The 23,392-nt window shown below is 60.3% G+C and carries 22 protein-coding genes and 2 tRNA genes; 14 read left to right on the top strand and 10 right to left on the bottom strand.

Translation table 11 applies throughout. The features are described 5' to 3' along the window. Positions 1-106 precede the first annotated feature (106 nt). Positions 107-757: a hypothetical protein gene (locus K7H91_RS12540; RefSeq protein WP_230720617.1), complete on the top strand. Its 651-nt coding sequence runs from the start codon at positions 107-109 to the stop codon at positions 755-757. Positions 758-2,047: 1,290 nt separating this feature from the next. On the opposite strand, the gene K7H91_RS12535 is transcribed toward K7H91_RS12540, so the two are convergent. Then, positions 2,048-4,036: a bifunctional 2',3'-cyclic-nucleotide 2'-phosphodiesterase/3'-nucleotidase gene (locus tag K7H91_RS12535; RefSeq protein WP_230720616.1), complete on the bottom strand. Its 1,989-nt coding sequence runs from the start codon at positions 4,034-4,036 to the stop codon at positions 2,048-2,050. 139 nt (positions 4,037-4,175) lie between these two features. Here K7H91_RS12535 and K7H91_RS12530 point away from each other — a divergent pair, with 139 nt between their 5' ends. Then, on the top strand, positions 4,176-4,757 hold the full coding sequence (locus K7H91_RS12530) for a GNAT family N-acetyltransferase (RefSeq protein ID WP_230720615.1): 582 nt from the start codon (positions 4,176-4,178) through the stop codon (positions 4,755-4,757). Here K7H91_RS12530 and K7H91_RS12525 read toward each other — a convergent pair. Further along, the gene (locus K7H91_RS12525) at positions 4,754-5,215 is read right to left on the bottom strand and encodes an Lrp/AsnC family transcriptional regulator (RefSeq protein WP_018066485.1); all 462 of its coding nucleotides are present in this window, start codon (positions 5,213-5,215) and stop codon (positions 4,754-4,756) included. The two genes, K7H91_RS12530 and K7H91_RS12525, sit on opposite strands and share 4 nt — an antisense overlap. A 146-nt stretch (positions 5,216-5,361) precedes the next feature. Between K7H91_RS12525 and ald the strand changes: the two genes are divergently transcribed. Continuing rightward, a complete protein-coding gene (gene ald, locus K7H91_RS12520; protein ID WP_230720614.1) occupies positions 5,362-6,480 on the top strand; it encodes an alanine dehydrogenase in 1,119 nt (372 codons plus the stop codon). A gap of 303 nt (positions 6,481-6,783) precedes the next feature. Here ald and rpsD read toward each other — a convergent pair whose 3' ends face one another. Beyond that, a complete protein-coding gene (rpsD, locus tag K7H91_RS12515; RefSeq protein ID WP_230720613.1) occupies positions 6,784-7,401 on the bottom strand; it encodes a 30S ribosomal protein S4 in 618 nt (205 codons plus the stop codon). A gap of 275 nt (positions 7,402-7,676) precedes the next feature. Between rpsD and K7H91_RS12510 the strand changes: the two genes are divergently transcribed. Then, positions 7,677-8,504 carry an inositol monophosphatase gene (locus K7H91_RS12510; protein WP_230720612.1) on the top strand — a complete coding sequence of 276 codons (828 nt, stop codon included), beginning with the start codon at positions 7,677-7,679 and terminating at the stop codon, positions 8,502-8,504. Here K7H91_RS12510 and K7H91_RS12505 read toward each other — a convergent pair. After that, a complete protein-coding gene (locus K7H91_RS12505) occupies positions 8,494-9,135 on the bottom strand; it encodes a TetR/AcrR family transcriptional regulator (RefSeq protein ID WP_230720611.1) in 642 nt (213 codons plus the stop codon). The genes K7H91_RS12510 and K7H91_RS12505 overlap by 11 nt on opposite strands. 71 nt (positions 9,136-9,206) lie before the next feature. On the opposite strand from K7H91_RS12505, the gene K7H91_RS12500 reads away from it, so the two are divergent. Continuing rightward, positions 9,207-9,923, top strand: coding sequence for an SDR family oxidoreductase (locus K7H91_RS12500; protein ID WP_230720610.1), 717 nt, complete (start codon positions 9,207-9,209; stop codon positions 9,921-9,923). Between the two features lie 75 nt (positions 9,924-9,998). On the opposite strand, the gene K7H91_RS12495 is transcribed toward K7H91_RS12500, so the two are convergent. The 5 genes from K7H91_RS12495 to K7H91_RS12475 all read right to left on the bottom strand — a co-directional run bounded on the left by K7H91_RS12495 (position 9,999) and on the right by K7H91_RS12475 (position 15,933). After that, positions 9,999-11,180 (bottom strand): multidrug effflux MFS transporter, encoded by a 1,182-nt coding sequence (locus tag K7H91_RS12495; RefSeq protein WP_230720619.1) that lies wholly within the window; start codon positions 11,178-11,180, stop codon positions 9,999-10,001. 193 nt (positions 11,181-11,373) lie between these two features. After that, complete coding sequence (gene grxD, locus K7H91_RS12490) at positions 11,374-11,709, bottom strand: Grx4 family monothiol glutaredoxin (protein WP_230720609.1); 336 nt, start codon at positions 11,707-11,709, stop codon at positions 11,374-11,376. 129 nt (positions 11,710-11,838) lie between these two features. After that, the gene (locus K7H91_RS12485) at positions 11,839-12,072 is read right to left on the bottom strand and encodes a BolA/IbaG family iron-sulfur metabolism protein (RefSeq protein WP_018064326.1); all 234 of its coding nucleotides are present in this window, start codon (positions 12,070-12,072) and stop codon (positions 11,839-11,841) included. Between the two features lie 64 nt (positions 12,073-12,136). Then, positions 12,137-14,371, bottom strand: a complete 2,235-nt coding sequence (purL, locus tag K7H91_RS12480) for a phosphoribosylformylglycinamidine synthase subunit PurL (RefSeq protein WP_230720608.1) — start codon at positions 14,369-14,371, stop codon at positions 12,137-12,139. 107 nt (positions 14,372-14,478) lie between these two features. Next, on the bottom strand, positions 14,479-15,933 hold the full coding sequence (locus tag K7H91_RS12475; protein WP_230720607.1) for a TrkH family potassium uptake protein: 1,455 nt from the start codon (positions 15,931-15,933) through the stop codon (positions 14,479-14,481). A gap of 103 nt (positions 15,934-16,036) precedes the next feature. On the opposite strand from K7H91_RS12475, the gene ilvA reads away from it, so the two are divergent. Further along, positions 16,037-17,287, top strand: a complete 1,251-nt coding sequence (gene ilvA / locus K7H91_RS12470; protein WP_230720606.1) for a threonine ammonia-lyase — start codon at positions 16,037-16,039, stop codon at positions 17,285-17,287. 61 nt (positions 17,288-17,348) lie between these two features. Beyond that, positions 17,349-17,675 carry an HlyU family transcriptional regulator gene (locus K7H91_RS12465; RefSeq protein ID WP_230720605.1) on the top strand — a complete coding sequence of 109 codons (327 nt, stop codon included), beginning with the start codon at positions 17,349-17,351 and terminating at the stop codon, positions 17,673-17,675. Between the two features lie 943 nt (positions 17,676-18,618). Here K7H91_RS12465 and K7H91_RS12460 read toward each other — a convergent pair. After that, positions 18,619-18,694, bottom strand: a tRNA-Val gene (locus K7H91_RS12460). 237 nt (positions 18,695-18,931) lie between these two features. Here K7H91_RS12460 and K7H91_RS12455 point away from each other — a divergent pair. From K7H91_RS12455 to K7H91_RS12425, 7 genes are all read left to right on the top strand, one after another. Continuing rightward, entirely contained in the window at positions 18,932-19,387 is a 456-nt protein-coding gene (locus K7H91_RS12455; RefSeq protein ID WP_230720604.1) for a DUF3788 domain-containing protein, read from the top strand. A 302-nt stretch (positions 19,388-19,689) separates the two neighbouring features. Further along, a tRNA-Asp gene (locus tag K7H91_RS12450) sits at positions 19,690-19,766 on the top strand. Between the two features lie 346 nt (positions 19,767-20,112). Further along, positions 20,113-20,478, top strand: a complete 366-nt coding sequence (locus K7H91_RS12445) for an NADH-quinone oxidoreductase subunit A (RefSeq protein ID WP_230720603.1) — start codon at positions 20,113-20,115, stop codon at positions 20,476-20,478. Continuing rightward, positions 20,469-21,044, top strand: a complete 576-nt coding sequence (locus K7H91_RS12440; RefSeq protein ID WP_230720602.1) for a NuoB/complex I 20 kDa subunit family protein — start codon at positions 20,469-20,471, stop codon at positions 21,042-21,044. Before K7H91_RS12445 ends, K7H91_RS12440 begins: the two co-directional genes overlap by 10 nt. A 15-nt stretch (positions 21,045-21,059) precedes the next feature. Continuing rightward, positions 21,060-21,656, top strand: coding sequence for an NADH-quinone oxidoreductase subunit C (locus K7H91_RS12435; RefSeq protein WP_230720601.1), 597 nt, complete (start codon positions 21,060-21,062; stop codon positions 21,654-21,656). A 10-nt stretch (positions 21,657-21,666) separates the two neighbouring features. After that, on the top strand, positions 21,667-22,092 hold the full coding sequence (locus tag K7H91_RS12430; RefSeq protein WP_230720600.1) for a GFA family protein: 426 nt from the start codon (positions 21,667-21,669) through the stop codon (positions 22,090-22,092). A 5-nt stretch (positions 22,093-22,097) separates the two neighbouring features. Beyond that, complete coding sequence (locus K7H91_RS12425) at positions 22,098-23,288, top strand: NADH-quinone oxidoreductase subunit D (RefSeq protein WP_230720599.1); 1,191 nt, start codon at positions 22,098-22,100, stop codon at positions 23,286-23,288. Positions 23,289-23,392 lie beyond the last annotated feature (104 nt).

Genomic DNA, 23,392 nt, shown 5'->3' with positions numbered 1-23,392 from the left:
CACGATATTGTTTCCCGTCATGAACTTTTGAATCCGGCTCTCAGTAAATGCAGGAGATTATGCTGAGGCGCAGAACCTTCTCTCAACCTTTCAAGCGATGCTGTATTTGCAAGGTCTGCAGCCGACAATCGCTCCGTTTGCGACAAGTCATTCCCTGAATGAATACGCGGGAATTAACTCCCGCAGTTCGAGCTACCTTGTCGACAAACTGCCTGAGGGCATGCGAAGCGGCATTACAGCTAAAGGATCGAGAATAGAAGGGTGGCAAAATGACCTCACTTTTTCGATACTACAAGGAAAGAGAGGCCGCTACTCTGCGATTGTCGATGCAGACACGTTTATCCAAGCAGCTAAGGCAGCAGTAGTTTGGCAGGAAATTGAAGCCAAGTATGTCAAAGCGTCGATGCTGCGTTCAGCGCTTACGAAGGCTCCCTTGATGCCTGACCGTGCATCTTCAATTTTACATATCTGGCAATCGCTAGAGTCGGTGTTCGGAAAGGGCCCAGAGCTATCGTTTAGGATGTCCCTTTCTCTCGCAGAGCTTTGTGGACCGGTCGCTTCGCGCCCTGAAATTTACTCAATGTCCAAGAAGAGCTACCAAGATCGAAGCGGAGTAACTCATGGAAAATTGGCTGCCTTGAGTGTCGACCAATGGATGCGTGCTTGGGATCTCCTGAAGGAAGCTGTTCGTGCTATTTTGCACCGAAAATCAATCCCTTCGGAGGACGAACTCTTTTCGGATTTGCTTTCCCGCTGAGTTTCGCTGCAACGCCGGCTTTGATCTTGAAGCGACTTTCGTTGCCGCTTGAACGAACAGCAGCAATGGGCCGTAAGTGACCATGCGCCTGCTAAGCGCCAATGCCAGCTCTGTTAATCGCAGGGTGAAAGCCGGCTACTAGCGGTGGCCCCGTTTCAGCCGGTGGGCAAGGCGCGCCAATCTCGGCCATTCGGATCCGTGCACACATTGCTGAAAAAGACACAGTCAATGCTTACGTAAAGGCGTCAAGCCTCGAACTGCAACAACCTCGCGCCATATGAAGCAAGCGCCTAGCTAGGCGATAGAACATTTCACGAGAAAATTGACATAGCTCACTCGTTGCATTGCATGCCAATTGCCGTCGAAATACGAGTATTTTCGTGGCCTTCTGTGGAACAGAAAATCTGCATACACGTCAAAGTGTATTCTTGAGTAATCCGACATTTAATACTAAAGAACTAATTACAAGAAATTTATTATTATATTATTATGTATAAATAAGGCCAAAAGAGGGGGGTGAAATGCCGTACTTTCATGTCAACCGAAATGCACAGGCTAATGGGGACCACGAAGTTCATGAGAATGGATGCGCCCATCAGCCTAACATCGAAAACAGAATGAGCTTAGGTTCGCACGCGACGTGCAAAGGGGCGGTGCAGCAAGCCAAACGAACATATCCCCAGTCAAATGGTTGCTATTACTGCTGTAACGATTGTCACACTGGATAGGCAAAATTCCGTGACTACTGATAGAGAAATGGCAGCCGGTATACAGTCCAACCGCAGCCCAAACTATTCTGCTTTTATAGAAAAGTCCAGAAGAACGCTCGCGTATAGGGGGACAAGCAATGAGACCACCAAGGAAAATCAGACCACCTCGTCCTCCGAAACCTCTGGATCGTCTGCAAAACCTTAAGACCCTTAAGCCGCTAGGAAAGAACAAATGGGTCCGTGCACATTGGCGGTGGGACTATGACCGTCATGCTTGGGAGTGGGTTTTAGGACATTGGTCGAAGTAGGTTGGTTTCGCGCGACCAATCAGGCTGTCGCTCCATTACGCTGGCCTGATCAACTAAATTGACTGGGATCGGGGCAGTGTGGAATGGCAATTTTCATCAGCATATCCTGATCCGGCAGTCCGGAATCGGCCCCTGAACGCCTGTTACGTTGTGCTGGAACTGCGCTCACTGGGGCAAGCTCGAGGATGACGCCGGAGTGAGAGGGATGGGCAGACAAAGGCCAGCCCAAAGGCCGGCCCCTGTCATTTCGCTTCACCAAAAGAATCAACCGATCACAGAACCACCCGATAAAGCGCGAACCCGTTCTCGCCGTCGCCGGCCGTTTCGATCTTCGCGCCCTTCACGTCGGCGATGTATTCCGCCGCGCGCGGGCCGGTTTCGAAGGTGGCGGTGGTGCCGGGCATGGGGGCGAAGGTCCAGTTGAAGTCGGCGGACGGGTTGATCGTGCCCTGGTCGACGATGTAGCGCACGATCACGTCGCGGTTGGTATCGGGGCCGACGAACACGATCACGTCCGAATTGATATCCGGGAAATTGCCGCCGCCGCCGGCGCGGTAATTATTGGTCGCCACCACGAATTGCTGTTCGGGGTCGATCGGCTTGCCGTCATAGGCAAGGTCGATGATGCGGTGGCTGTCCGGATTGGCGAGGCTGCCATTCTTGGCGTAGCGCGCCGGCTTCGACAGGTCGATCTTGTAGGTCACGCCATCGATGATGTCGAAATTGTAGGACGGGAAATCCGGGTTCAAGAGCGGGGCGTCGGTGGCGCCCGGTTCGATCTGGTTGAACATGCCGGCCGACATTTCCAGCCACTCGCGCACCTGCGCGCCGTTGATGAGCACGGCGCGGGCGGTGTTGGGATAGAGGTAGAGGTCGGCGACGTTCTTGATGGCGATGTCGCCCGCCGGGACCTCGGTGTAGTAGTCCGGGCCGCCGCGACCGCCGGCCTTGAAGGGGGCTGCGGCGGAAAGCACGGGGAAGTCCCTGTATTCCGTGTCCTTCAGCATGTCCTTCGTGTACCAGGTCTGCGCCTTGGAAACGATCTGCACGGACGGGTCGTCGGCCACCAGCGCGAAAAAGGACTGCAGCGGCGCGGATGTCTTGCCGACCGGGGTGCGGACATATTCCAGCGTTGCCTCGTGATCGGCTTCGGCGGCGGCGATCACCGCCGCGTCGCTTTCGACATCGGCGACCACCTTGCGGTCCTCGGTGCGGTGGTAGATCGGCCGCGCCTCGGTGGTGAAGTCGACGATCGTCCAGCTGTCGCCGTCCTTTTCCAGAAGCAGGTCGATCAGACCCATATGCGAACCCCAGAAGCCGGCCATCACCGCGGGCTTGCCCTTGAGCGTGCCCTTGTCGATATCGACGCCCTCGATGCCGGCGAAGTCCTCCGTGCCGGGGAAGACGAGATGCTGGTGGCCGGTGAACACCGCGTCTATGCCGTCGACGCCGGCGAGATGGAGCGAGGCGTTTTCCATCAGCGGCGCGGGGCCGGCGCCATCGATGCCGGAATGCGACAGCGCGACGATGATATCGGCGCCTTCTTCCTTCATGACCGGCACCCAGGCTTCAGCCGCCTCCACGATATCGCGGGTATTGGCCTTGCCGGAAAGGTTCTTCTCGTCCCAGACCATGATCTGCGGCGGCACGAAGCCGATGAAGCCGATTTTCACCGGGCTCTGGTTGCCGTCGCCATCGGTGATCATCTGCTCCTGGATCAAATAGGGTTTGATCATCAGATCGTCTTTGGTCGGGTCGTCTGCCAGCGCGCCGGTGGTCAGGTTGGCGCAGACATACGGAAAGTTCGCGCCGGCCAGCACCTTGTGCATGAAATCGAGGCCGTAATTGAATTCGTGATTGCCGAGCGTGCCGACATCATAGCCGAGCACGTTCATGGCCTTGATCACCGGGTGGACGTCGCCGTCCTGCATGCCGCGCTCATAGGCGATGTAATCGCCCATCGGATTGCCCTGCAGGAAATCGCCATTGTCGATCAGCATGGAATTGGTCGATTCGGCGCGGATCGCGTCGATGATCGAGGCGGTGCGGGCAAGGCCCATCGTGTCGTTGGGCTTGTCGGCGTAATAGTCATAGGGAAACACGTTGACGTGGATGTCGGTGGTTTCCATCAGCCGCAGATGCGCCTGATTGCCGGCGGCCTTCGCGGAAAACGGATGAAGGGCGACCATGGCGGTGGCTGTGGCCATGCCGCGCAAAAGCGTGCGACGGGAGATCGGTTGCAGTTCGAAAAGCGCGGACATCGGCGGCTCCGTATGTGTTGTGGCGCGGGCTTCGCGCCGTCGGCGGTTGACAATGATCATGGAATGAATTGCAAGTCTGTGAAAGCTTAATGACAGGCTAGGCGCGCAGCCGGCTTTGGGTCAACTGGGGAGGAATGGATTGGTTTCAAGTTTCACGATCAGGTCAGCGACGGCGGAGGATGCGCCGGACATGGTGCGGCTCATCAATATCGCCGATCACGGCCTGCCGCTGTGGCGCTGGGGTCGGCTTGAGGGCGGCGAGGGCGATCCCTGGCAGGCCGGGCGTGACAGCGTCCGGCGCGAAGACCAGGTCGTCAACTGGAAGAATGGCACGGTCGCGACGCTGGGCTCCGACATCGTGGCCCTGTTGCTGGCCTATCCGCTGGAGCGCGATACGCCGACCGGCGAGGCCGATCATCCGGTGTTTGAACCGCTGAAGGCGCTGAAGGCGGAGGCGGTGGGCAGCTACTACATTCACGTGCTCGCGGCTTACGCGGAGTACCGCCGGCGCGGGCTCGGGAAATTGCTGATGGAGCGGGCTGCCCGGATGGCAGGCGGCCGCGATCTCGCCCTGATCGTCTCCGACGGCAATGCACCGGCGCGCCGGTTCTACGATCAGCTCGGCTTTCGCGAAGCCGCCCGGGAAGCGATCGTCACCGCCGACGACTGGAAGGCCGAGGGCGAGAACTGGCTGCTGCTGGCAAAGCCGTCGAAAGCTTAATCGATGCCGACATTGATCCGTTCGATGATCGGCCTGAGCGCGAAGGACGAGTTGATCTGCACCACATGCGGCAGCGCCGACAGCCAGTCGCGGTGGATGCGCTCGTAGTCCTTCAGGTCCTTGGCCGCCACCCGCAGCGTATAGTCATAGACGCCCGAGACCATGTAGCAGACGATGATGTTCGGGCAGCGTTTGACCGCCTCCTCGAACTCGGCAAGCGTGCGGGCGAACTGGCCGGAGAGCGAGATCTGCACGATCGCCACCATCTTGTAGCCAAGCGCCTCGGGTGAGATTCTCGCGGTATAACCCTCGATCACGCCGCTTTTTTCCAATATATCGAGCCGTCTGGAACAGGCGGATGGCGACAGGCCGACGGTTTCCGCAAGGTCCGCATTGGTGATGCGACCGTTCTTCTGCAACGCCTTCAAGATCGCACGATCAATGTCGTCGATATCCATCGTTCGAATACCCTTCGATTTTTATTGTTCTTTTTCGAAAATTAAACGAAAAAAGTGAAAAATCAAGGATAACTTTGCAAGGACATTGCCGCGATTTCGCGTTTTAATCCCGGTCAGGTTGTATCGATTGGAGCGAGGAGATCGAAATGCTTGTCGGCTGTCCCAGGGAAATCAAGAATCATGAATACCGTGTCGGTCTGACCCCGGCATCGGTGCGCGAGTATGTGGCGCATGGCCATCAGGTCATCATCGAGACCGGCGCGGGCGAAGGCGTTGGCGCAGGCGACGACGCCTACCGCGCTGCGGGCGCGACGGTTGTGCCTGATGCCGCCACTGTGTTCGCCAGAGCGGATATGATCGTCAAGGTCAAGGAACCGCAACCCTCCGAATGGGCGCAGCTCAGGGAAGGGCAGTTGCTCTATACCTATCTGCATCTCGCGCCCGATCCGGCGCAGACTGAGGGCCTTCTCGCCTCAGGAGTCACGGCGATCGCCTATGAGACGGTGACCGACGAGCGCGGCGGGCTGCCGCTTCTGGCGCCGATGTCGGAGGTGGCCGGCAGGCTTTCGATCCAGGCCGGCGCGACCGCGCTGCAGAAGGCCAATGGCGGGCTCGGCGTGCTGCTCGGCGGCGTTCCGGGCGTCGCCCCCGGCAAGGTGGTGGTGATCGGCGGCGGCGTCGTCGGCCTGCATGCGGCGCTGATGGCGACCGGCCTTGGCGCGGAGGTCACGATCCTCGACCGCGCGCTGCCGCGCCTGCGCACGCTCGACGAACTGTTTCGCGGTCGGGTCAAGACGCTCTACTCGACCACCGAGGCGCTCGAAAACGAGATCTTCGCCGCCGATCTGGTGATTGGTGCGGTGCTGGTGCCGGGGGCGGCCGCCCCCAAGCTCGTCACCCGCGAAATGCTGCCGGGCATGAAGGCCGGCGCGGTCATGGTCGATGTCGCGATCGACCAGGGCGGCTGTTTCGAAACCTCGCACGCCACCACCCATTCCGATCCGACCTTCGTGGTCGATGGCGTGGTGCATTACTGCGTCGCTAACATGCCGGGCGCGGTGCCGGCCACCTCGGCGGCCGCGCTGAACAACGCGACGCTGCATTACGGACTGATGCTTGCCGACAAGGGGCTCGCCGCCGTTTCCGAGGATCGCCATCTGCGCAACGGCCTCAACGTCCATCGCGGCCGCGTCACCAACGCCGCCGTTGCCGCAGCACTCGGCTACGAGCTTGCAGCGCCGGAGGCGGTCCTCAAGGTCGCTTGAGTGGCGTCGGCCGATCTCGCCAATAAAAAAATGCCGCCGCGAAAGGTGGCTCAGTCTGCTGGCAAACCTATCCCCTTTTCCGGGCGTCATCCTCGGGCTTGACCCGAGGATCCAGGCAGGCGCGCACAGCCTTAAGAAGTACTCTTCTGTCCAATGGCTTGTGCAGTATGGATGCTCGGGTCAAGCCCGAGCATGACACCCGGGGGAGGTGAGCGAGGAACGAAAACTCTGTAACCGCAGCTTTGTCAGACAATAAAAAAGCCGCCCCGAAAGGCGGCTTTTTCGCATTGGATGTCGCGGAAATTAACGCGAGTAGAACTCGACCACGAGGTTCGGTTCCATGATGACCGCGTAGGGGATATCGGCGAGTGCGGGAACCCGTACGAAGGTCGCCGTCATCTTGTGGTGATCGGCATCGATGTAGTCCGGAACGTCGCGCTCGGCGAGCTGGGTGGCTTCGATGACGCTTGCGAGCTGCTTGGAGCGCTCGCGCACTTCGATCACATCGCCGGGCTTGCAGCGATAGGAGCCGACATTGACCTTGACGCCATTGACGGTGACATGGCCGTGGTTGACGAACTGACGGGCGGCAAACACGGTCGGCACGAACTTGGCGCGGTAGACGATGGCATCGAGACGGCTTTCCAGCAGGCCCACCAGGTTTTCACCGGTGTCGCCCTTGCGGCGGTTGGCTTCCTCGAAGATCGCGAGGAACTGCTTTTCGCGCAGTTCGCCGTAGTAACCTTTCAGCTTCTGCTTGGCGCGCAGCTGTACGCCGAAGTCGGAGAGCTTGCCCTTGCGGCGCTGGCCGTGCTGGCCGGGGCCGTATTCGCGGCGGTTGACCGGGGACTTCGGACGGCCCCAGATGTTTTCGCCCATACGGCGGTCAATTTTATGCTTGGACGATTCGCGCTTGCTCATCGTATTTCCTTAATCTCAACATAGCGGGACCGGCATGGCCGGGACCCAAGGAAACACGCCCTCCTTTGGCGCCCTCTTTCGAAGGGCCTGACAGGTTTTCGCGGAAAAAAGCGCCCGGAAAACCACGGGACATGTCGGTTAGAACACCGATCAATTCAGTGTTGGCGCGCTGATAGTCGGCTTTTGCCTGAAAGTCAACGCCTGCGGCATGGACTCCTGCATGGGCGGCATGGTTTAACCGGGTGCAACAACCCTCCCAGCCAGGAATGACCACAATGCCGATCACCTCCGAAACGCTCGACGCCATCGCCGGGCTGATGCGCCGTGCCGCCAAGCAGGAAATCCTGCCCCGTTTCCGCGCTCTTGGCGAAAGCGACGTCGCCGCGAAGACCGAGGCAAGCGATCTGGTGACGATCGCCGATACCGGCGCGGAACGCGTGATCAAGGCCGGCATCGCCGAAATCCTGCCCGAGGCGCTGTTCATTGGCGAGGAGGGCGTGGCCGCCGATCCTGACCTGCTGACAAAGCTGAAGGACGCCGATGTGGCGGTGGTGGTCGACCCGATCGACGGCACGTTCAATTTCGCCCATGGCATTTCCGCCTTCGGCGTCATGGCGGCGGTCGTGGTCAACGGCGAAACCGTCGCCGGGCTGATCTATGATCCGATGGGCGACGATTTCATGATCGCGGAGAAGGGTGGCGGGGCCTGGCTGAAGCGGGCCGATGGCTCGTCGCGCAAGATGTCGGTTGCCGCACCCGTTCCCCTTGAACAGATGCTCGGCACGGCGTCCATCGCCTTCATGCCGAAGGACAGCCGCGCCGGGCTGCTGGCTAATACGGCAAAGGTCCGCTATGCGGCGAGCTATCGCTGTGCCGCGGTGGAATACCGCGCCTTTGCCGGCGGCGGGCTGCATTTCTTCACCTATTTCAAGCTGATGCCCTGGGACCATCTGGCCGGCGTTCTGATCGGCCAGGAGGCCGGCGGCCATATCGCCCGCTATGACGGCTCGCCCTACCTGCCGAAACACCTCGACGGCGGCCTGCTCGGCGCGTCCGACAGGGATAGCTGGGAGGAACTGCGGGCCAAGGTCTTTACCCTTTAGGCGCGTCGGCGACGGCCTCAAGATAGGCGCGGCACATCACGATAACCTGCCGCTTCAGGGCGGCGATCTCGCCGGCATCGAGGTTTCGCTCGAAAGCATTGCGGACCGCGCCGAAGATTGTCGTGAGAAGGGCTAGGTTGACGGTTTCCAGATCGGGGATCGTGGCGTCTGACGCACTTGCGAGCATGGCCTTGGTACAAGCATCGGCACGGTCGGCGAAATTGGCGACCAGGGCCGCGTTGTCGAGCTCCACGACCGAGGCATAGAGCGCGCGGGTCACGTCGGCGCGCTCTGTCTTTGCCTGGAAGTAGGTCTCGATCAGCGCTTCGCACATATCCCCGAGGCGGCTGCCATGGTGGCCTTCGCAAACGGCTTCGAGACGCATCGCCAAGGCTTCCAGATAGCGTTCATTGAGCGCATAGATCAGTGCCTGCTTGTGCGGAAAATACTGATACATGGTGCCGACCGAAACGCCGGCGCGCTCTGCGACGCGGGTGGTGGTCAGCCGCGCCACGCCGCCGCTCACCAAAAGCTGAATGCTTGCCTCGTAGACGGCATCGAGCGTGACGGCGGCGCGCGCCTGACGCGGCTTTTTCCGGGGCTTGAGCGATGGTGGGGTGGCTTCGGGCAAATGCGAATCCTCAAACTGAATAATCCTTCATATATTTGCCTCGGCCAGACCAGGCAAGAAAGGATTTGCATATGGACACTCAACGGATCGCGCTTGTCACAGGCGCCAATAAGGGGATCGGGTTCGAGATCGCCCGCCAGCTCGCCAGCGCCGGCGTTCGGGTTATCCTCGGATCGCGGAACCCTGAACGCGGCGAGAAGGCTGCGCGGAATATCACGGAAGGCGCGGTGACGCCCATTCAACTCGACCTGACCGATCACCCCAGCATCGCGCGCGCTGGTGCCGAGATTGATGCCACATACGGACGCCTCGACATTCTCGTCAACAATGCCGCCATCTTCGATTTCTCGGATGCTCCGCCGTCCTCGGCCTCGTTTGACGCCGCGCGGCGGACAATGGAGGTCAACTTCTTTGGAACCCTGGCGGTCACGCAGGCGATGCTGCCCTTGTTGAGAAAAGCGCCCGAGGGCCGGATCGTCAATCTGTCGAGTCCGCTCGGCTCGCTGACGCTCAATGGCACTCCGGATTGGATGTATTACAAGGCGCAGTTCATCGGCTACAACGCCTCAAAGGCGGCGCTGAACATGCTGACCGTGCAGTTGCGTGAGGAACTGCGTGACACGAATATCGTCGTCAATTCCGTCAGCCCCGGATACGTGGACACAGACCTCAATGGCGGCGCAGGCTACCTGACGCCCGAGGAAGGGGCGGAAATTCCAGTCCGTTTCTCTCTGGAGGGAGAAGAGAACGGCGGCTTCTTTGATACCGACGGCCGGATACCCTGGTAGGAGGATTTCACGGGAAAAGCGGCCACGAAAAAGGGCGCCGCTGGGGCACCCTTTGTCCGTGAAGTATCGTCTGCGTCAGATTTCCGGGTTGTGGGGCTGGAACAGCTTGCCCTTTTCCGCGATCAGCGTGAAGCCGAGCGCGACCGCGGCGAAGACGAAGAAGCCGGCGATCATCGGCGTGGTCGTGCCGTTATAGGCGTAGCCTATCGCCGCGCCGAGCAGCGCGGAAAACGCGGTGCTGGCGAAGCCGAGGATCGATGAGGCGGCGCCGGCCACATGGCCGAGCGGCTCCATGGCGAGCGCATTGAAGTTGGGTCCGATCCAGCCGAACTGGAACCATGCCAGCATGAACAGGGCATAAAACAGCCAGAACGGCATCGCCCCCGCATACATCAGATCGATCAGCAGCCAGACGCCGTTGGTCACCGTGAAGCCGATCATCGCGCCATGGGACAGCCTGCGCATGCCGATCTTGCCCACGATGCGGGAGTTGATCAGCGAGGATGCCGCCATCACGATGCCGATGCCGGCGAAGGCAACCGGAAACAGCGTGCCAAGACCGTAAATCTCGACATAGACCTGCTGCGCCGAATTCACGAAGCCGAAAATACAGGCCATGATGAAGGTCGTGCCGAGCGTGTAGAACAGGGCGACGCGGTTGGTCAGCACGGTCTTGGCGCTGTGGATGACCGCCTTCGGCGTCAGCTCGACGACGTCTTCGGGGTGCTGGGTTTCCGGCAGGCGGAAGGTGACCCAGAGAAAATTGCCGAACGCCGCCAGCGCCAGGAACACGAACACCAGATGCCAGTCGCCGAACAGCATGATCGTCTGGCCGATCGAGGGGGCGAGGATCGGGATGAGCATGAACACCATCATGATCAGCGACATGATCTCGGCCATGGCGCGGCCGCCATGAAGGTCGCGCACCACCGCCACGGAAATGACGCGGGTGGCAGCGGCCCCAAGCCCCTGACAGAACCGGACCAGCAGCATCAGGGTAAAGCTCGGCACGAAGGCGCAGAGCACCGCGCCGATGAAATAGATGACGAGCCCGACGAGCAGCGGCTTCTTGCGGCCGAAGCGGTCGGCAATCGGGCCATAGGCAAGCTGGGCAATGCCGAAACCGAGCACATAGGAGGTGATGATGAACTGATGCTCATTGTCGGAGGTGACGCCCAGGCTGGCGCCGATCTCTTTCAATCCGGGGAGCATGATGTCGATGGCAAGCGCGTTGAGCGCCATCAGTCCCGCCATCATGGCGACGAGTTCCCACTTGCCGGGCGCCTTGCGGGCGATCTCAGCCGGTGTCTTTAATGTTTCTGTCACAACAACTATTCCTGAAAGCAAAAGAAGGCGCCGCGATAGCGGCGCCCGGTCAATTCTGTGAGGTCACAGAGCGGGCGCGCCGAAAAGAACGCGCCCGTAAACCGCTATGTGTGCCGGGATCGCCTCAGGCGGCGCCGCGAACGGCCACGCCCTTGGAGGAAAGATGTTCCTGCAGCTCTCCGGCCTGGAACATTTCCCTGACGATGTCGCAGCCGCCGAGGAACTCGCCCTTGACGTAAAGCTGCGGGATCGTCGGCCAGTTGGAAAAGTCCTTGATGCCCTGGCGCAGATCGCCGTCAGCCAGCACGTTGACGCCCTTGTAATCGACGCCGAGATAATCGAGAATCTGGACGACCTGTCCGGAGAAGCCACACTGCGGAAACTGCGGCGTTCCCTTCATGAACAGCACCACATCATTGCTGTCGACTTCACTTTTGATGGCAGTCTGAATGTCAGTCATGTGCAATCCTTTCACATACGGGTTCAAGGTCCGTAGCGTTTATTTGCTTTCAGCATATAATCGATCGATTGACTTTCGCCAACCCCGCCACGGGCGGAATTGAGCGAAAGCCGAATGGTTTCCGCGCTCCTATTGCGGCGCGGAGGTCTGTAGCGCCAGCGCGTGCAGAACGCCGCCCATATTGCCCTTCAGGGCGTCATAGACCATCTGGTGCTGCTGCACCCTTGTCTTGCCCCGAAAGCTTTCCGATACGACTTCGGCCGCGAAATGGTCGCCGTCGCCGGCCAGGTCCCTGATCGTGACGCTGGCGTCGGGAAGGGCGGCCTTGATCATGTCTTCGATTTCGCCCGCGCTCATCGCCATTTTGAATGCTCCTCGATGGATGTCGTTCTTATGCCGGCTGCCGATCTTGTGCCGACTGCCGATCTTATGCCGACTGGTTGTCGCCGCCCGGAGCGGCCATGAAGCGAGGGAACCACATTTCGTGGGCGGTGCGCAACTCCTCGACGGGCATGGAGACAAGATCGTCGATCACGAGCGCATCGCCCTTGACGGTTCCGAGCCTGCGGAACGCGATGGCGCTGCCCTCCGCCGAGGCGCAGACGAAATTGCCGTATTCCGCCGGCACGGTGATGACGTAGCGCGCCTGATCCTCGCCAAAGAGCAGGGCATGGGCCTGACCACGCGCCTGGGCGATGCTGATTTCCATGCCCTTGCCGGCGGCCATGCACATTTCCGCAAGCGCCACGGCAAGGCCGCCCGCCGAAATATCGTGGCAGGCGGTGACCTGACCGTTGTTGATCGCCGAGCGCACGAAATCGCCGGTGCGGCGCTCGAGATGGAGATCGACCGTGGGCGCAGGGCCGTCGACGAGGCCGAGCACGTCGCGCATATAGGCCGACGCGCCGAGATGCTCGCCGTCATTGCCGATGAGAATCACGTGGTCGCCCTCGGAAAACGAGCCGATCCGCGCCATCTTGCGCCAGTCGGCAAGGAGGCCGACGCCGCCGATGGTCGGCGTCGGCAGGATCGCCTCGCCATTGGTCTCGTTGTAGAGCGAGACATTGCCGGAAACGATCGGGAAATCGAGCGCGCGGCAGGCCTCGCCGATGCCCTCGATCGCCTTGACGAGCTGGCCCATGATCTCCGGCTTTTCGGGATTGCCGAAATTGAGATTGTCGGTCGAAGCCAGCGGCTCCGCGCCGGTCGCGGTGATGTTGCGCCAGCACTCGGCGACCGCCTGCTTGCCGCCCTCGAACGGATCGGCCTCGACATAATGCGGGGTCACGTCGCACGAAAACGCCAGCGCCTTGGTCGGATGGCCATCGACGCGGATCACGCCGGCATCGCCGCCGGGAAGCTGCAGCGAATTGCCCTGGATCAGCGTGTCATACTGCTCATAGACCCAGCGTCGGCTCGATTGGTTCGGGCCGCCGACGATCTTCAGAAGCGCTTCGTTGTAATCGGCGGGCGCCTCGACCAGATGGGCGGGCAGGGTGCCGCGGGTATCGGGCTCGCGCCAGGGGCGGTCATATTCCGGCGCCTCGTCGCCGAGATCCTTGATCGGCAGGTCGGCGACTTCCTCGTTGTTGTGGAACACGCGGAAGCGCAGATCGTCCGTGGTCTTGCCGACGATCGCGAAATCGAGGCCCCATTTACGGAAGATCGCCTCGGCGACCTCTTCCTTTTCGGGGTCGAGCACCATCAGCATGCGCTCCTGGCTTTCCGAGAGCATCATCTCGTAGGCCGTCATGTTCTCCTCGCGCACCGGCACGCGGTTGAGATCGAGTTCGATGCCGAGATCGCCCTTGGCGCCCATTTCGACGGCCGAGCAGGTGAGGCCGGCAGCGCCCATGTCCTGGATCGCGATCACCGCGCCGGTCTTCATCAGCTCCATGCAGGCCTCGAGCAGGCATTTCTCGGTGAAGGGGTCGCCGACCTGCACGGTCGGGCGCTTTTCCTCGATGTCCTCGTCGAATTCGGCGGACGCCATCGTCGCGCCGCCGACGCCGTCGCGCCCAGTCTTGGCCCCGAGATAGACAACCGGCAGGCCGACGCCCTTGGCCTCGGAATAGAAGATCGAATCGGACTTTGCGATGCCGGCCGCAAAGGCGTTGACGAGATTGTTGCCATTATAGCGGGCGTCGAACTCGACCTCGCCGCCAACGGTGGGCACGCCGAAGGAATTACCGTAGCCGCCGACGCCGGCGACGACGCCGGAGACGAGGTGGCGCGTTTTCGGGTGATCAGGTTCGCCGAAGCGCAGCGCATTCATGGCGGCGACGGGGCGCGCGCCCATGGTGAAAATGTCGCGCAGAATGCCGCCGACGCCGGTGGCCGCGCCCTGATAGGGCTCGATATAGGAGGGGTGGTTGTGGCTCTCCATCTTGAACACCACGCAATCGCCGTCATCGATATCGACGACGCCGGCATTTTCGCCCGGTCCCTGGATCACGCGGCGGCCGGTGGTCGGCAGGGTGCGCAGCCAGCGCTTGGAGGATTTGTAGGAGCAGTGCTCGTTCCACATCGCCGAGAAAATGCCGAGTTCGGTAAAGCTCGGCTCGCGGCCGATCAGCGACAATATCCGCTCGTATTCATCAGGCTTCAGCCCGTGGGCCGCGATCAGTTCCGGGGTGATGACCTGGCTGTTCGAAAGGGTCATGAGACGTGCGCATCCCGCTTTGGTTTTTCAGACATTGTTCGGTTCCATAAACGATGTTGCAACGCGAGGCGACATGGTTTTTCGGTTTTTCCTTGCCGGCCGGTGCGTCAGCCGCGCCAGTACATCGGCATCAGCACCACGACGACGGTCAGGATTTCGAGGCGGCCGAGCAGCATCAGGATCGCCAGCAGGCACAGCTCGGGATCGGCAAAGGTCGAGAAATTGCCCGCGGGCCCGATGATATCGCCAAGACCGGGGCCGACATTCGATAACGCGGTGAGCACGGCGGTGGTCGAGGTGATCAGGTCGTAGCCGAGCAGCGACATTGCCAGACTGCCGAAGGCCCAGAGCAGTATAAAGGCGGTGAAGAACATCGACACGGCGCGCTGGGTTTCCGAATCGACGCTCAGCCGACCATAGCGGATCGAATAGACTGCGTTCGGATAGATCAGCTTCTTCATGCCGGTCCTCAGCATGTTGAACAGAATCAGGAAGCGATAGGATTTTATTCCGCCCGCCGTCGAGCCCGAGCAGCCGCCCATAAAGGTGAGGAAGAACACCAGCACCACCGCGAAAGCACCCCACTGCGAATAGTCGGTGCTGGCGTAGCCCGTGGTCGACAGGATAGACGATACGTTGAATGCCGATTGCGTCAGCGCCGTAACGAAGTCCATCTGGTCGTTGAGGCTGATATAGAGCGAGAGCAGGAACACCGCTACCAACAGATAGGTCAGGAACAGCATGATCTGCGGATCGCGCAGTGAATCGAGCCGGCCGCGCACGACGAACAGGATCAGGATCGAAAATGGCAGGCTGCATACCGTCATGAAAAAGGCTGATATCCACAGCAGGGCCGGGCTGTCGAAATAGCCGAAGGAGGCGTCATGGGTGGAAAAGCCGCCGGTTGCCACCGTCGTCAGCGCGTGGTTGAAGGCATCGAACTGCGACATGCCGGCAAAGCCGTAGCAGATCGCGCATAAAAGCGTGATGCCGAGATAAATCGCCAGAAACGCCCGCGTGAAGCTCGCCATGCGGGCAAAAGGCTTGTCGCCGGTATCCGAGGATTCCATCTTGAAAAACGCCATCCCGCCGATTCTCAGAAACGGCAGGATGAACAGGCCAAGCGCGACAATGCCGATGCCGCCCATCCACTGCAGCAGCGAGCGCCACAGAAGCAGGCCGGGCGCGGCGTCGTCGAGCCCGGTGAGAACCGTGGAGCCGGTTGTCGTGATCGCGGAAACCGATTCGAACAGCGACTGGGCGAAGGTCAGTTCGCCGCTTGCCAGGTAGATCGGGATTGCGCCGATAAGGGCGAAGGTCATCCACAGCAGGTTGACCAGAAAGAAGCCCAGGCGCCGGCTGAAGGGCGGCGGATTGCCGCGCATGGCGACCGCGGTGACCGCGCTTGTGCCGCCGACCATGAAGCCGCAAAGGGCGAATACCTGCCAGTCGGCATTCGCGTAATAGAGGTCCACCATGGCCGGAACGAACATCGCGGCTGCGAGATAAATGCCGCAAATCGCCGCGATATAGAAGGCAGACCGCAGAAGCGTGGCGTTCAAGGGTCAGTTCCCTGTCATACTCTCTTGTCAGATACGGGCTTTTTCGTGACCCGGTTTCTATGCCATAGCGGTGTCACAGGACAAACTCAATGGGAAGCGGGAAATGCGCGACAATGTAATAGTGGCCAAAACGGCGCTGAGAGATCTTTTCGAAGCGACGCCATTGCAGCGCAACGCCCATCTCAGCGCCAAGTTCGACGCGGATATCTATCTGAAGCGCGAGGACCTGTCGCCGGTGCGCTCCTACAAGCTGCGCGGCGCCTTCAATTTCATGCGCAAGCGGATGGCCGGCGACGGGGCCTCGAAAGTATTCGTCTGCGCCTCCGCTGGCAATCATGCCCAGGGTTTCGCCTTCTCATGCCGGCATTTCGGTGTTCAGGGCGTCGTCTTCATGCCGGTCACCACGCCGCAGCAGAAGATCGACAAGACCCGTACCTTCGGCGAAGGCTTTATCCGCATCGAATTAGTCGGCGATATCTTCGATGTCTGCTATTCGGCCGCCCGCAAGTTTGCCGCAGACAATGAAGGGATCATGGTGCCGCCCTTCGACGACCCCGATATCATCGAGGGACAGGCGACGGTGGCGAGCGAGATCGAGGATGCCTGGCCGCAAGGGGGCGGTCTGCCCGATCTGATCGTGATGCCGGTCGGCGGGGGTGGCCTGTCGGCGGGGATAACAAGCTATTTCGCGGATCGCCTGCCGGATGACGCCTATCTCTTCACAGAGCCGGAAGGCGCGCCGAGCCTCAAGCGCTCTCTTGAAGCGGGCGAGATCGTGACGCTTGAGGATGTCGACAATTTTGTGGATGGCGCCGCGGTGGCCCGCATTGGCGACGCCAATTTCGAGGCGCTCAGGCGGTTTTCGCCGGATCGGGTGATGGCGGTGCCGGAAAACGCGCTGTGCGTGACCATGACCGAAATGCTGAATGTCGAGGGCGTGGTGCTGGAGCCGGCGGGCGCGCTGGCGCTGACCGCGCTTTCCCGTCTGCCGGCGGAAAAGGTGCGCGGCCGCAAGATCGTTGTGCTCGTCTCCGGCGGTAATTTCGATTTCGACCGGCTGCCGGACGTCAAGGAACGGGCGATGCGCTATTCGGGGTTGAAGAAATATCTGGTGCTGCGCCTGCCGCAGCGCCCGGGCGCGCTCAAGGATTTCCTCGGCCTGCTCGGGCCGGATGACGATATCGCGCGGTTCGAATATCTCAAGAAATCGGCGCGCAATTTCGGCTCGATCCTGATCGGGATCGAAACCTCGCGTCCGGAAAACTTTCATGTCCTGTTTGAGAACCTTGCGAATAATGGTTTGAAATATCAGGATATTACTGAAAACGAGATTCTCGCCAACCTGATCATCTGACGGTCGGCGCTGGCGCGGCAATCGCAGGTCGGCTAAAAAAGACCAAAAAGGAGTTTTGAAGATGGCATCGTTTTTTTCTCGGATCGGCTCACTGTTTTCAGGCGGCGGAGGCGGCGAGGGGCGCGAGAACGAGCAGGCGGTGAAATCGATCGTCCATGAGGACTGCATCATCTTCGCCGAGCCGGTCAAGGAAGGGGCGCAGTATCGGCTTCAGGGCCGAATCGAAAAAGAGGTGAACGACGAGACGCTGACCCGGACCTTCATCCGCGCAGACCTGTTTTCCTCACAGGATGAAGCGATCGAGTGGACCTTCCGCAAGGGCAAGCAGATCATCGACCAGAATGGCCGCTCGCTGTTTTCCGACGGCGCGAAGAGCCGCACGGCCTGAAATCTCGCTCCGACGCGCCGACACTCCCCCCGGGGCGCCTGAGGGCGCGACCCGGCTTCGAAGCTCTTTTGATTGAGCGCGTGGCCGTGGCGGCCTATGTGCAGCCGAAGTGCCGGCCGATCACGATTGCCTCAGACTTGGCATTGTCAGACGCAGCAGCCATGGCCCGCAGCCGCGTATGGCCTCTCCTGGCGGGTTGGATCGTCGACCCCCTGAAGCACAGCTTGACCGAAAAGCCGGACCCCACTTTTCGCCGACACTCCGACTCGGTCCTGTAGCCTGCTGACCAAACGAACAAAGCTCTGCCGCTCCGCCCCGGATTTCCCTGCGGCAGAGGTGGCATGCGGCGTGCGCCGGGCGTCACACGTGGAAAAGCAGCAAATAGGACGTCAGAACCGCAATTCCAAAAAATGACAGCCAAACCGGCATGTTGGACGATGTTGCAGCTGGCACCTGGGTGTTGCGCTCCCGCTCCGTGACAGCGCCACCATGGGTCTCAAGCGCAGAAAGACTATAGCTCCCGCAACGCCGGCAAACGCGACCGGTGTTCTGCACCATCATGCAATCATTGCATTTATAGTGTGCCATAATAGTGATCCTCCACGGCGGAGTTTATTATAATTTTCTGTTATAGGCAATATAAAACGCGGAAGTATGATATGGTAAACGCAGGATTCTTCTGGATTTTTTAACCGGAAGGTCAAATATCGAGGCGACCTGATCGTTTAAAACGTTTATAGTGTATTTGGGTGGTTAAGCGGGTCGTGGATTTTTGCTTGTCGGCCCCAATTCTCCGACGGAGTTCCGCAGGGCAGACTTGCAGAATGTCAAAATCGTAGAAGAATCAAACGCTCCACAGCGATTGAAACACTGCCGAGTCGTCGACCGAAGCAAGGCAAGCCCGGCGATGCCAATCCGAAAACGATATTTGAAGGAAGAAGAATGGTGGGCGATGAGAGACTCGAACTCCCGACATCCTCGGTGTAAACGAGGCGCTCTACCAACTGAGCTAATCGCCCGACCGCGTTGGTGAGGCGTGAAATATGCGGATCGCGGCAAAACCGCAAGAGGGGAATGTGCGGTTTTACATATTTTTTTCGCATCCGCGCCCGCAAAGCTTGCAACAGTCTGCATGAATTCGCGCCGCAGGCCTGACCGCGCCTTCGCCGCCCGCCCCGGGAGCCGGCCAAGGTGAGGTGCCTTTCCTGAACTTCGCGCATCTGCGATAACAGCGTGGTTGCAGAGGGTATTGCGTCATGAAACAGTCTCCCGGCATTGGCGACCGCCTTACCGACAGATCGGCCCCGCCCGATGACATCGCCATCCGCGGCTGGATCGGGCCGGACGCATATGCTCACTGGTCCGCGCTGCGCGACTGGATTGCCGCGGCCTATCCCGGGGTATTTGCGCCGGACTGGATATTTGGCGGGCAGAAGCACGGCTGGGCGCTGCGGTACAAGAAGAACAGGGCGTTCTGTACCTTTCTGCCGGAGTACCGCGTTTTTTCAGTGGTCATCGTGTTGGGGGCGGCGGAACGCGAAAAGGTGGAAGCTCGGCGTGAGGCCCTTAGCCCCAGACTTATGAAGCTCTACGACTCAACGGAAACCTATCGCGACGGCAAATGGCTCAAAATTGGAGTGTCCTCGGCCGACGAGTTGAGAGATGTGACGGATCTGCTGATCCTCAAGCGCAGACCGAGATCAGTCTTCTGATTCCGCCGCTCGCGCGCGCCAAGCCGAAACTGCCACAGTAACCGATCGCAGATGCATTGCTGGAAACGACGTCGCTTCGCTCCTGCGGCCGCGACGTCTCTTGTTGCTCCGGTTCGTCCGGCGGCCCCGCCGAGAGGCGGCATTTTGGCGGTTTCGCACAGGTCTTGGACGGCGATCGCAAAAAAATCAGAAATGCGTGACAAGCTGCTTGACACTTTCAGGCGACCCCCTTAAACAGCCGCTCACGCCGACAGACGAAGCGCTTCGAAAACAAGCGGTTCGAAACTGAAACGGTGAAAAGCGCGGGTGTAGCTCAGCTGGTTAGAGTGCCGGCCTGTCACGCCGGAGGTCGCGGGTTCGAGCCCCGTCACTCGCGCCATTCTTCTTTTCCTAGGATGGTCCGAAATCTGCGCTTACAGCGTGGCTTGTCCTCATAGCCTCGCTATCGCGCGATTCTTCCTTTCGGACCGCGTTGCGCGTTTCGCGCTTCTTTCCATAATGGATGACAACCGCAACAATTTGCCGCAGCCTTTGCCTGCCGGGCCCGCCGCTCATCATGGCGGACGGTTGAAACTTTGTTGCAGCGCGACGAAAAGGATTTGAATGTCTTGCGCGAGCGCGCCGGCTGCGCTAGTCACGACCCCGACATCTATCAATTTTCGGTCTCGCGGTTTATCCTGCGGGTGCGCTGACCCGGGCGCCTCAAAACGGCAAGGGTGTTTTATATGGCTGAAGTCCTCAGTTCCTATATTCCGATCGTCATCTTTATCGCCATCTGTCTCATCATCGGGCTGGCCCTGATGGTCGCGCCCTTCGCGCTGGCCTTCAAGGCGCCCGATGCGGAAAAGCTGTCCGCATACGAGTGCGGCTTCAATGCTTTCGACGATGCGCGCATGAAGTTCGACATCCGCTTCTATCTCGTGGCAATCCTGTTCATCATCTTCGATCTCGAGGTCGCCTTCCTGTTTCCGTGGGCGGCATCCTTCGGCGATATCGGCTGGTTCGGTTTCTGGTCGATGATGGTGTTCCTGGCCGTGCTGACCATCGGCTTCATCTATGAATGGAAGAAAGGAGCGCTGGAATGGGAGTGAGCAACGAGACACTCGTCGCCCCCGTGCCCCGGGGCGTCGTCGATCCGATGACCAACAAGCCGGTCGGCGCCGATGATCGCTTCTTCGGCGAGATCAACAACGAGCTTGCCGACAAGGGCTTTCTGGTCACTTCCTCGGCCCAGCTTATCACCTGGGCGCGCACCGGCTCGCTGATGTGGATGCAGTTCGGCCTCGCCTGCTGCGCCGTCGAGATGATGCAGATGTCGATGCCGCGCTATGACTGCGAACGCTTCGGCTTCGCCCCGCGCGCCTCGCCGCGCCAGTCCGACGTCATGATCGTCGCCGGCACGCTGACCAACAAGATGGCGCCCGCTCTGCGCAAGGTCTACGACCAGATGCCCGAGCCGCGCTACGTCATCTCGATGGGCTCGTGCGCCAATGGCGGCGGCTATTATCACTATTCCTATTCCGTCGTGCGCGGTTGCGATCGCGTCGTCCCGGTCGATATCTACGTGCCGGGCTGTCCGCCCACCGCCGAGGCGCTGCTTTACGGCGTGCTTCTTCTGCAGAAGAAGATCCGGCGTACCGGAACGATCGAGCGATAGCGGCGGGAGGCTATTATGAGCGAAGCTTTGAACGATCTCGGCGCCCATATCCGCGAAGCCTGCGAGGGCGTTTCGGATATCGTGTTCGCGCATGGCGAACTGACGGTGATCACCACGCCTGAGGGCATTGTCGATGTCGCCAAGTTCCTGCGCGATGACGGCCAGTGCGCCTTTGTCTGCATCGTCGATGTCTGCGGCGTGGACTGGCCGACGCGCGAGAAGCGCTTCGATGTGGTCTATCACCTGCTGTCGCCGACCCAGAACGCCCGCATCCGCATCAAGCTGGAAGTCGGCGAGGATGAGGTCGTGCCTTCGATCACGCCGATCTTTCCCGGCGCCGACTGGTTCGAGCGCGAAACCTGGGACATGTACGGCATCCCTTTCAGTGGCCATCCGGACTTGCGCCGGATCCTCACCGATTACGGTTTCGAGGGGCATCCGCTGCGCAAGGATTTCCCGACCACCGGTTTCGTCGAGCTGCGCTATGACGAGGAAGCCAAGCGCGTGATCTACGAACCCGTCGAACTCCGCCAGGAATACCGCAGCTTCGATTTCCTGTCGCCATGGGAAGGGCCCGAATACGTTCTGCCCGGCGACGAAAAGGCGAACTGAGGAGCGAGTGATGGCTGATCGTATGAAGGGCGGCTGTATCTGTGGCGCGGTTCGGTTTTCGGCCGTTCCGAAGGATCACGAGATGGGTGCATGCCATTGCGGGCTTTGCCGTCGCTGGACCGGCGGGGCCGGTTTCCTTGGCGTCGAGTGCGGCGTGAGCGTCGAGGTGGAAGGCGAGCCCGCCCTCGGGGTCTATAAATCCTCGGAGTATGGCGAGCGGGTTTTCTGCAGCACCTGCGGCTCGACGCTGTTCTGGCGCATGCAGGATGGCTCGGATACCGTCGTCTCGTCCCAGGCTTTCGATGAGCCGGGCAGCTTCCGCTTCGCAAGCGAGATATTCATCGACGAGAAGCCGGATAACTACGCCTTCGCCAACGATACCAAGAAGATGACGTCCGCGGAGTTTTTCGCGGCGATTGCGTCGCAACAGGATTGATCGGCATGACTGAACATAATGTCCGCAACTTCACGATCAACTTCGGGCCCGAGCACCCCTCGGCGCACGGCGTGTTGCGACTGGTGCTGGAGCTTGACGGCGAAATCGTGGAGCGCGTCGACCCGCATATCGGCCTGCTTCACCGCGGTACCGAAAAGCTGATCGAGACCAAGACCTATCTTCAGGCCGTGCCCTATTTCGACCGGCTCGATTACGTCGCGCCGATGAACCAGGAGCATGCCTTCGCGCTTGCCGTGGAAAAGCTGCTTGAGGTCGAGATCCCGATTCGCGGCCAGCTTATCCGCGTGCTGTTTTCCGAAATCGGCCGCGTTCTCAACCATCTCCTGAACACCACCACCGCCGCCATGGACGTCGGCGCGCTGACGCCGCCGCTCTGGGGCTTCGAGGAGCGCGAAAAGCTGATGGTGTTTTATGAGCGGGCCTGCGGCGCGCGCATGCATGCGGCCTATTTCAGGCCTGGCGGCGTGCACCAGGACCTGCCGCCCGAACTGGTCGAGGATATCGGCAAGTGGTGCGAGCAGTTCCCGGCAAAGCTCAACGATATCGAGGCGCTGCTGGCCGGCAACCGCATCTTCAAGCAGCGCAACGTCGATATCGGCAATGTCACGCTGGAAGACGCGTTTGCCTGGGGCTTTTCCGGCCCGATGGTGCGCGGCTCGGGCGCGGCCTGGGATCTCAGGCGCGCGCAGCCCTATGAGTGCTACAACGACATGGATTTCGATGTCGTGATCGGCAAGAATGGCGATTGCTACGACCGCTGGGTCGTCCGCATCAACGAGATGCGCGAATCGGTCAAGATCATGAAGCAGTGCGTCGAGCGGTTGCTGGGCGATGCCAAGACCGGACCGTTCAACTCGATGGACGGCAAGGTCGTGCCGCCCAAGCGCGCGCAGATGAAGCGCTCGATGGAAGCGCTGATCCACCACTTCAAGCTTTATACCGAGGGCTATCACGTGCCCGAGGGCGAGGTTTACGCGGCAGTTGAAGCGCCCAAGGGCGAATTCGGCGTTTATCTCGTCTCCGATGGCACCAACAGGCCCTATCGCTGCAAGATCCGCGCGCCGGGCTTTGCCCATCTGTCGGCCATGGACTTCATGTCCAAGGGCCACCAGCTCGCCGACGTCACCGCCATTATCGGTACGCTCGACATCGTGTTCGGCGAGGTGGACCGGTGAACTTTACGGCCGTAAAGAATGCAGTATTCGTTTCCGACTGTCCCGCGCCGGTTGCAGACCGGCGGCAGAACGTGGGATATGCGGAAGCCGTGATGACAACCTCC

The organism is Martelella mediterranea, from assembly GCF_021021415.1.
Lineage (GTDB): Bacteria > Pseudomonadota > Alphaproteobacteria > Rhizobiales > Rhizobiaceae > Martelella > Martelella mediterranea_C.
The sequence above is the reverse complement of the archived record's forward strand: the minus strand, read 5'-3'. Positions and strand labels throughout refer to the sequence as shown.

Bases quoted from the DNA above. Each gene is read 5' to 3' on its own strand.
- K7H91_RS12455 (WP_230720604.1), top strand. From the start codon at position 18,932: ATGAAACAGTCTCCCGGCATTGGCGACCGCCTTACCGACAGATCGGCC.
- K7H91_RS12525 (WP_018066485.1), bottom strand. From the start codon at position 5,215: ATGGATATCGACGACATTGATCGTGCGATCTTGAAGGCGTTGCAGAAG.
- K7H91_RS12510 (WP_230720612.1), top strand. From the start codon at position 7,677: ATGCCGATCACCTCCGAAACGCTCGACGCCATCGCCGGGCTGATGCGC.
- K7H91_RS12495 (WP_230720619.1), bottom strand. From the start codon at position 11,180: ATGATGGCGGGACTGATGGCGCTCAACGCGCTTGCCATCGACATCATG.
- grxD (WP_230720609.1), bottom strand. From the start codon at position 11,709: ATGACTGACATTCAGACTGCCATCAAAAGTGAAGTCGACAGCAATGAT.
- K7H91_RS12425 (WP_230720599.1), top strand. From the start codon at position 22,098: ATGACTGAACATAATGTCCGCAACTTCACGATCAACTTCGGGCCCGAG.
- K7H91_RS12435 (WP_230720601.1), top strand. From the start codon at position 21,060: ATGAGCGAAGCTTTGAACGATCTCGGCGCCCATATCCGCGAAGCCTGC.
- ald (WP_230720614.1), top strand. From the start codon at position 5,362: ATGCTTGTCGGCTGTCCCAGGGAAATCAAGAATCATGAATACCGTGTC.
- purL (WP_230720608.1), bottom strand. From the start codon at position 14,371: ATGACCCTTTCGAACAGCCAGGTCATCACCCCGGAACTGATCGCGGCC.
- ilvA (WP_230720606.1), top strand. From the start codon at position 16,037: ATGCGCGACAATGTAATAGTGGCCAAAACGGCGCTGAGAGATCTTTTC.
- K7H91_RS12445 (WP_230720603.1), top strand. From the start codon at position 20,113: ATGGCTGAAGTCCTCAGTTCCTATATTCCGATCGTCATCTTTATCGCC.
- K7H91_RS12500 (WP_230720610.1), top strand. From the start codon at position 9,207: ATGGACACTCAACGGATCGCGCTTGTCACAGGCGCCAATAAGGGGATC.
- K7H91_RS12485 (WP_018064326.1), bottom strand. From the start codon at position 12,072: ATGGCGATGAGCGCGGGCGAAATCGAAGACATGATCAAGGCCGCCCTT.
- K7H91_RS12440 (WP_230720602.1), top strand. From the start codon at position 20,469: ATGGGAGTGAGCAACGAGACACTCGTCGCCCCCGTGCCCCGGGGCGTC.
- K7H91_RS12535 (WP_230720616.1), bottom strand. From the start codon at position 4,036: ATGTCCGCGCTTTTCGAACTGCAACCGATCTCCCGTCGCACGCTTTTG.
- K7H91_RS12430 (WP_230720600.1), top strand. From the start codon at position 21,667: ATGGCTGATCGTATGAAGGGCGGCTGTATCTGTGGCGCGGTTCGGTTT.
- K7H91_RS12465 (WP_230720605.1), top strand. From the start codon at position 17,349: ATGGCATCGTTTTTTTCTCGGATCGGCTCACTGTTTTCAGGCGGCGGA.
- rpsD (WP_230720613.1), bottom strand. From the start codon at position 7,401: ATGAGCAAGCGCGAATCGTCCAAGCATAAAATTGACCGCCGTATGGGC.